Source organism: Mobiluncus holmesii ATCC 35242 (assembly GCF_000185445.1).
In the GTDB taxonomy this organism is placed as follows: Bacteria; Actinomycetota; Actinomycetes; order Actinomycetales; family Actinomycetaceae; genus Mobiluncus; species Mobiluncus curtisii.
In genome coordinates this window covers 1,831,431-1,838,582 of sequence record NZ_GL622346.1, presented here as the reverse complement: position 1 = coordinate 1,838,582, position 7,152 = coordinate 1,831,431, and the positions used below count along the sequence as shown (strand labels likewise).

The following is a 7,152-nucleotide window of genomic DNA, read 5'->3' as shown; positions in this document are numbered from 1 at the left end:
AACCCAACAGCACAATCCCTAAACTCCCGCGAATACTTCCAAGGCATAAAACAACCCTCACAAAAAACCTAGGAACAAAACCCGGGACGCTTCGGCATCTCATGATGAGCTACGTCGACGACACAACGCAGGGGTTCCAGGCTGCGGGGGTTTTTTGATAGATTCAAGGCATGACAAAAACCTCTGAAACGCCGGACCTGTTGGTGGTTGGTACCGGTTTATTTGGTCTCACCATCGCCCGCGAAGCCGCAGAAGCTGGATATAAGGTTGTCATGATTGACCGACGGGCACACTTGGGTGGCAATGCCTGGTCCGAATCCGAGCCCCAGACCGGCATCGAAGTTCACAAGTACGGCGCTCACCTGTTCCACACTTCCAATCAGCGCGTGTGGGACTACGTCAACCGCTTTACCAAGTTCACACCTTATATCCACAAGGTTTACACGACGATCCATGGCGAGGTTTTCCCCATGCCCGTGAACCTCGGCACCATCAACCAATTCTTCCATGCCGCCTACACCCCCGACCAGGCCCGCGAACTCATCGCCCAGCAAGCCCAAGAAATCCAAGGCGAGGACGCCAACGAAAACTTCCGCACCAAAGGCATCTCCCTGGTCGGAAAGCCCCTATTCGAAGCCTTTTTCGAGGGGTATACCGCGAAACAATGGCAGACCGACCCGACCGAGCTGCCCGCCTCGATAGTCTCCCGCCTGCCCGTTCGCTACAACTACGACAACCGTTATTTCAACGACACTTACGAGGGTTTACCGGTTGACGGCTACGCTGCCTGGCTGACGAACATGGCAACCCACGAAAACATCACGGTTCACCTGGACGTGGACTTTTTCGACGAACGCCCCGAAAACCCCTGGGCAAAATCCGCTACCGTGGGACGCATTCCCGTCGTTTACACCGGACCAATTGACGAATACTTTGCCTATAGCGAGGGCGAGCTGGGATGGCGGACCATTGACCTGGAACTGGAAGTGAAACCGACCGGGGACTTCCAGGGCTGCCCGGTGATGAATTATGGCGACCCCGCTGTGCCCTACACGCGCATTCACGAATTCCGCCACTTCCACCCCGAACGTGCCGCCCGCTACCCCACGGACCAAACCGTCATCGCCCGGGAATATTCCCGCTTTGCTCAGCGTGGCGACGAACCCTACTACCCCATCAATAAGGAAACCGACCGCCACCGCCTGTTGAAGTACCGCGAACTGGCAGCTGCCGAACCAAACGTGCTGTTCGGTGGACGTTTGGGCACCTACAAATACCTAGATATGCACATGGCTATTGGGTCTGCCCTGTCGCGTGCCGAAGCGGTGGTATTGCCGCATTTGCGCGGGGAACGCCCCACTATTTCCTTTATACCAGGGCAGGACGAATAACCGGGAAGGTGTTGCTTTAACCGGTGAAAATTCAGATATTTCGTTACCATTAACTCAGGCAAACTCGAGCCACCGGTAACGGCACCAGCCAACCAGCTCGGGAACCTGGCGAAATATGCGCACCCCGACCCCGGCTAACCTGCACCAGCAGGTCAGCCTCTATCGAGAGGACAGCTTTGGAACATAACCTCCCCCTCGCCATCACCCTGCAGGTGATTGGGTCGTTCTGTTTCGCCCTGGCTGCCCGCTATCAAAACAGCGCCATTCGCCGTGAAGTCAAACACAACCAGAGTCGGCGTCGCCTGAAATCTGCCCAGCTCATCTCGAGCCTGAAAAACCGGCGCTGGTGGCAAGGATTAGCCCTGATGGGAGTGTCTCTGGGGTGTCAGATTACGGCGCTGTTCTTTGCTCCCGTCACGGTGGTGCAGCCCGTGGGGCTGTTGGCTTTTCCGTGGTCCATGATTTTGCAGGCGCGAGTCACTCGCCAACGCATCCGCAAACGTGAGGGTGTTTTAGTAGCGATGACTGTGCTGGCGACCGGGATGTTTACTTTCCTGGTGTCTTACTATTCCGCGCCGGATCAGCCTTTGACCACCATAAAGGTCTTTATTGGTGCCATCACGATTTACATTCTGGCAGGTACTTTCGGGACGTTGGGCGCAAAAGGACCGCGCGTGTGGCGCTCGTTTTTTTGGGGCAGCGGTGGGGCTATGTTTTATGGTCTAGAAGCGTCCCTGGTGCGCACCCTCATCATTTTTGTGCGCCAGCATAACTGGATAGATAACCCGATGTTTTGGGCAGTCCTGTTCGTTTTGGTCATCGGTTCCATGACTGCCGGGTGGATGGTGCAGCAGGGCTACGCCACCGGTCAGGCCGAACTGGTCGTCGCGTCGATGACAATTACCTCTCCCATCGTGGCGGTCTGTTTCGGTATCGCGGTGCTGGGAGAAGGCAAGAACTTCACCGGTGAAGTAACCCTGGGGATTATCATCTGTGGACTGGTGGCTATCGCTGGCATCATCGGGCTGACCCACTTGAAAGCCCATCAGCCTATCATCTTGGAGCATACCGCCGGCATCCCGATTGTCTCCGGGATGCATCTAAACCAGGGTTCTGAGTCAGCAAATACTCCTGACGAGCACAGCACGCCAGACACGCCCCGAAGTTAGTTAAACCGGTAGAGGTGCTGCGCCAGACGGTAGGTCTTAACCGCAGCCCATTTCAGCGGTGCTTTGTTCACACTGGAACCCCGAACTAACGGGTGGCGCTTTAAGTTGCGTGCCATACGCGGGCTCTTAGCATAGATGTGTTTCCACATATCTTCGCGCATCCGCATCGCTTCATTATCGCCGCGCAGCAGCGAAAATGCCGATGAAGCCGTGATAATCAATGCCAAGAAACCTTCCATGTACTTTGCCAAGCGCGGGTTGGGAACGTCATCGGGCAGGGTGTAGGCATCAACCAGCGCCTTGGTCACGCGCATCTGTTGATCGAGACGACCCAGCATGACCGTCTCGTTCACGGATTGGTCATCGCGACCGATAAAGTAGTGATACAGGTCAACCGGTAAATAGTAGAGTTTCTTTACATAAGGGAGGGGAACGTAGACAAAAATGTTGTCTACATAGAACGTGTGCTTGGGCATCACCATGCCGGATTCGCGCAACACCTGGGTGCGATAGACCGTGGAGTGCATCAGGATGTTTTGTCCCACCCCGAAGTTTCCGACCTGATTCCAGGTAATTATCCGGTTTAGCGGCAGGGCGCGGTTATAGCGGATGACTTTACGCGAACCTGTCAACACGTGCTCGTAAACGTAATTACAGACAACCAGGTCAACCCGTTCTTTGTGTGCTAGGAATGCACGAAGCTTGGACATCAGCAGGTTCAACCCCACCCGATCCAACCAGTCGTCGGAGTCAACCACCTTAAAATAGTGACCCCGAGCAGCTTGCAGACCTGCCATCACCGCACCGCCGTGACCGGCGTTCTCCTGGTGAATGACCCGAACTTTATCAGGCATAGCTTGCGCCCACTTGTCAGCTTTCGCCCCGGTGTGATCCTTGGAGCCATCATCGACGATAATGATTTCGGTGTCCTCGCCTGCCCCAATCATGGAGGAAATGCAGGCATCCATGTAATCTTCGGAGTTGTAGCACGGAATGACAAAAGTCAGGGTAATGTCACGATCTGCCAGGTCATCAGTACGGTCATCGGTTTGCGCGGTATTATTCGTTTCTGCCATCAGGTTCTCTCACTAGATTTTCGTAGTTATTTCATCGGTTGCCGGCATGTGGATAGGGCTCAATCGTCCGTCATGACCACGTGCAATCCGCCCACCATGCGGGCAATCAGGTTGTAAATCACGGCTGCCAGCCAGCTCAGCACAGTCAAAATGATAATCTGCAACACGCCAAAAATCGCGACCAGAGCAATCGTCCGACTAAAGGTCAATGCGTCAACCAGGTTAACCAACGCTGTAGCGGACAGCGCCTGCAAGAACCCTTGCATGGAGGAAAACACGTGCAGCATATCCAACACCAACCACAGCACGATAGCCGCAACCAGCATGACTATGGACATCGCTACCGCCACCAGGAATCCAATTTTCATAGCCGAGAGCGGATTGACCCTGGACAAAATGAGCTTGACGCGACGCACATCAGGCAAATCGGCAGCTTCTTCACGTTCCCGCATTCGCTTTGCTGCCTCCAAGCGCCGCGCCTCCCGCGCCGCTTCCCGCTCGGCTTTCTTGGCAGCCTTGGCTGCCGCTCGTTCGTCAGCATAGGTATTGACAGGAGCGGGCGCAGCCGGGGCGGGCGGTTCCGGCGGAACCATATCGGGTTGAACCTCAGCCACGGGTGGCGCTGCCACCGGGCGTGCATCCGCAACGGGGCTGGGTTCCATCGGAGGCGGGGGAACCGGCTTTTTCACCGAGTTATCCCTGGCTTGCAGAGCACCTGAATACGGGTCGGCATGACCCAACCTCGCCCAGGATACGCTGGGATCCTCGCCGTCCTCGGGCGCATCGGGATTGGGGGCGGGATTATTCCCGTCAGGTGTTCCATTTATCCGCATATTCCATCCCTTCAGATGTTTCCTCGATTTTAAAGCCTAGCCACCGGTGGCTCAATTCATGCTCCTCGATTTCCCGGTGGCGCTTTCGAGGACTTTTGCAATATATCGCACAAAGTCTCCGAAATCCTGCCGTTTAATCCTCCAGCTGCGGGTCATTATCCACGTTGAGGGTGATAGCAATGACCTTGTCGCCCTCATCAGCGCGAGAGAAAATCACGCCCTGCGTGTTGCGTCCGGTCCGGCTGACTTCATCAACACGAGAACGCACGATTTTGCCCCCTGCCATGATGACCAGGACTTCTGAGTCTTCCTCAGTGACCAGTGCGCCGACCAGGTCGCCACGAGCCTCCACCAGGTTCGCGACCTTAATCCCCAGACCACCGCGGCCCTGCACCCGGTATTCAGACAGTGCCGTGCGTTTCGCGTATCCGCCCTCAGTCACCACAAACAGATCCGCTTCGGGGCGCACCACATCCATGGTCAACAGTTCGTCATCAGCCCGGAACCGCATCCCCGTCACGCCGGAAGTCGCCCGACCCATCGGGCGCAGCTGCTCATCACAAGCATTAAACCGCAAGGATTGACCGTGGCGAGACACCAAAATCAAGTCATCGGTCGCGTCTGCCAAGCACGCCGAAACCAGCTGATCCGCCTCTCCGGCACTGTCCTCGCGCAGTTTGATAGCAATCAATCCACCCGTTCGGTTCGTGTCATAGTCGGTCAACCGAGTCTTTTTCACGAAGCCCAGACGGGTCGCCAACACCAGGTAATCCTTGTCCGTAAACGAGGAAACCTGCAGGACTTGGGCGATACGCTCGTCGGGCTGGAAAGCCAGCAGGTTCGCCACATGCTGACCTTTCGAGTCACGTCCTCCCTCGGGAATCTCATACGCTTTCGCGCGATACACTCGCCCGAAATTCGTAAAGAACAGCAGCCAGTCATGCGACGACGTGGTAAAGAAGTGCTCGACCTGATCCTCCTCGCGCAGCGACGCACCTTTAATGCCTTTGCCGCCACGATGCTGGGAACGGTAGGCGTCGACCCGCGTGCGTTTCGCGTAACCACCGCGAGTAATGGTGACCACCACGTCTTCTTCGGGAATCAAATCCTCCATCGACATTTCCCCATCAAAAGGCACGATGGTGGTCTTGCGTTCGTCGCCCCACTTGTCGGTAATTTCGCCAAGTTCCTCGGACACGATGCTCCGCTGGCGTTCGGGGCGAGCCAAAATGTCTTTAAAGTCAGCGACTTTCGCTTCCAATTCGGCATGTTCGTCCAAAATCTTTTGGCGTTCCAAAGCTGCCAAACGGCGCAGCTGCAAAGCCAAAATAGCGTCAGCCTGAACCTCGTCAACCTTCAGGAAATCCATCAACCCGACCCTGGCATCTTCTGCGGTCGGAGAACGACGAATCAACGCGATAACCTCATCGAGCGCATCCAAGGCCGCCAGGTAACCCTGCAAAATATGCAACCGTTCCTGGGCTTTCGCCAATCGGAAAGCGGTGCGGCGTTTGATGACATCGACCTGGTGGGCAATCCAATAGTGGATAAATCCGTCAATAGAGAGGGTCCGGGGCACCCCGTCGACCAGCGCCAACATGTTGGCAGGGAAGGAATCTTGCAACTGAGTGCGTTTGTACAGGTTATTCAGTACGACTTTCGGCACCGCGTCGCGTTTCAGCACCACCACAATCCGGGTTCCGGCACGATCCGACGTTTCGTCACGGATATCTGCAATCCCTTGCAGCTGACCATCTTTGACCAGCTGCGCAATCTTAACCTGCAGGTTATCGGGGTTAACCTGGTAGGGCAGTTCGGTCGCCACCAGGCAGGTGCGCCCATTGAGTTCCTCCACGTTGACCACCGCGCGTTGGGTGATAGAACCACGACCGGTGCGGTAAGTTTCCTCAATCCCGCGCCGACCCAAAATCGTAGCGCCGGTGGGGAAATCCGGACCTTTAATGCGCTGCAGGCAAGCTGCGAGCAGTTCTTCACGCGTAGCCTCTGGGTTTTGCAGATACCATTGTGCCGCGTCAGCAACTTCCCGCAGGTTATGGGGCGGAATCCGGGTCGCCATGCCCACCGCGATACCCTCGGAGCCGTTAATCAGCAAGTTCGGGATTCGGCTGGGCAGCACGGTCGGCTCTTGGGAGCGCCCGTCATAGTTATCCATGAAATCGACGGTGTCCTCGTCGATGTCACGCACCATTTCCATGGCGAGGGTAGCCATCTTGCATTCCGTGTACCGAGGCGCCGCTGGTCCGAGGTTACCGGGGGAACCAAAGTTGCCCTGACCAGCCACCAAGGGGTAACGCATCGACCAGGGCTGCACCAACCGGGCTAGTGCATCATAGACCGAAGAATCCCCGTGGGGGTGAAAGTGACCCAAAACGTCGCCCACCACGCGCATACACTTGGAATATCCGCCGTTCGGACGGTAGCCACCGTCATACATGGTGTAGATAACGCGGCGGTGTACCGGTTTCAGCCCGTCACGGACATCGGGCAGAGCGCGACCCACAATCACGCTCATGGCGTAGTCCATGTAGGACTTTTTCATCTCTTTTTCCAAATCAACCTGCATGACGCGGGTGGATTCCGCCTCGGTAATCACGGGGGCGTCGGAATGAATGATTTCTTCCACTTCGGAATCATTGTTGTCTTGGTTATCAGCCATTTCCCT

The 7,152-nt window shown here is 56.1% G+C and carries 5 protein-coding genes; 2 read left to right on the top strand and 3 right to left on the bottom strand.

Going from position 1 to position 7,152, the window contains the following annotated elements; translation table 11 throughout:
• Positions 1–170: 170 nt before the first annotated feature.
• Positions 171–1,391, top strand: a complete 1,221-nt coding sequence (gene glf / locus HMPREF0576_RS07875; RefSeq protein WP_004011412.1) for a UDP-galactopyranose mutase — start codon at positions 171–173, stop codon at positions 1,389–1,391.
• A gap of 176 nt (positions 1,392–1,567) precedes the next feature.
• Entirely contained in the window at positions 1,568–2,560 is a 993-nt protein-coding gene (locus HMPREF0576_RS07870) for a DMT family transporter (RefSeq protein WP_004011411.1), read from the top strand.
• On the opposite strand, the gene HMPREF0576_RS07865 is transcribed toward HMPREF0576_RS07870, so the two are convergent.
• The 3 genes from HMPREF0576_RS07865 to gyrA all read right to left on the bottom strand — a co-directional run bounded on the left by HMPREF0576_RS07865 (position 2,557) and on the right by gyrA (position 7,146).
• A complete protein-coding gene (locus HMPREF0576_RS07865) occupies positions 2,557–3,636 on the bottom strand; it encodes a glycosyltransferase family 2 protein (protein ID WP_004007811.1) in 1,080 nt (359 codons plus the stop codon). The genes HMPREF0576_RS07870 and HMPREF0576_RS07865 overlap by 4 nt on opposite strands.
• A gap of 59 nt (positions 3,637–3,695) precedes the next feature.
• Entirely contained in the window at positions 3,696–4,469 is a 774-nt protein-coding gene (locus HMPREF0576_RS07860; protein WP_004007810.1) for a DUF3566 domain-containing protein, read from the bottom strand.
• A 133-nt stretch (positions 4,470–4,602) separates the two neighbouring features.
• Positions 4,603–7,146: a DNA gyrase subunit A gene (gene gyrA / locus HMPREF0576_RS07855; protein WP_004011410.1), complete on the bottom strand. Its 2,544-nt coding sequence runs from the start codon at positions 7,144–7,146 to the stop codon at positions 4,603–4,605.
• Positions 7,147–7,152 lie beyond the last annotated feature (6 nt).